Genomic DNA, 1,014 nt, shown 5'->3' with positions numbered 1-1,014 from the left:
GAATTTAGTTCTTAAAAATCATAATGATGAAGGGGTTGTAATGTTGTGATTACCTTTTTCGAGTAACAGGTTCATTTTTTTGTTATCAGTGTTAGTAATTTTGAACTCACAAAACCACACTTCGTTGATCTTTGCTATATTCTGGTTAGACCACTTGTTGCTGAACTGTTAATTTGTTCTGAACGGCAGGAATAACGAATAGGAATACGGTTTTGCAACTCCATACCATTAAAGGCTATATCCAAGACATGTATCTCGTAGAGTACCCTGACAGGTTGTTGTTACTTGATGGTGCGTGCCGAGCCGACATCCCGCATCTTAAAGTTTTCATTGAAGATGATCTTGGCCGTGAATTTAGCGACCTACACACAGTGGTTGTTACGCACATGCATCCAGACCACGCAGGGGCAGCGCACAAACTCAGAAAGCTCACGAATTGTAATTTGGTTGCAGCAAATCGAGATAAGGATTGGTACCACGGCATCGATGGCATATTGATGCATTTGACCGATTTGGCATTAGCACGGTGGATGGCGAACCGATTGGGCAAGCCCAAAGCAAACCTATGGTATTCAAGAAAGTTGAAGCCGGACTACAAGCTGTCGGATGGTGATAGCATTCCTGGCTTTGATGATTGGTTGGTTCTGGAAACGCCGGGCCATACCGACAGAGATCTCTCTGTCTATTGCCCATCACACAGCGTTGCTTATGTGGCGGACTTGATGGTCGAGGTTAAGAAGAAACTGATTCCTCCGTTTCCTATCTTTCATCCCAATAAGTATCGAGCGTCGGTATCTCGTATCTATGACATGCAGCTCGACACCTTGCTGGTGGCGCATGGGGGACAAGTGAATTTGAGTGAGCAAGCGTTTGAACACCTGTTGATGAGTGCGCCAAGAAGGCCAGTGACACATTGGCGAGTGACCAAAATCAAACTCAAAGGTTTGGTTAAATCTGTTTGGCGATTTGGGTTTAAAGATAAAAAAAATCGCCATAAATAATAAAGGCCAGTCT

Annotated in this window: 1 protein-coding gene; it reads left to right on the top strand. The window is 43.9% G+C overall.

Annotated features, from left to right (window positions below):
* Positions 1–212 precede the first annotated feature (212 nt).
* Entirely contained in the window at positions 213–1,001 is a 789-nt protein-coding gene (locus AB4496_RS20100; RefSeq protein WP_009846309.1) for an MBL fold metallo-hydrolase, read from the top strand.
* The last annotated feature ends 13 nt before the right edge of the window (positions 1,002–1,014 follow it).

Origin of the sequence: Vibrio sp. 10N.222.46.A1 (assembly GCF_041473595.1) — a bacterium.
Taxonomy (GTDB): domain Bacteria; phylum Pseudomonadota; class Gammaproteobacteria; order Enterobacterales; family Vibrionaceae; genus Vibrio; species Vibrio tasmaniensis_A.
The sequence above is the reverse complement of the archived record's forward strand: the minus strand, read 5'-3'. Positions and strand labels throughout refer to the sequence as shown.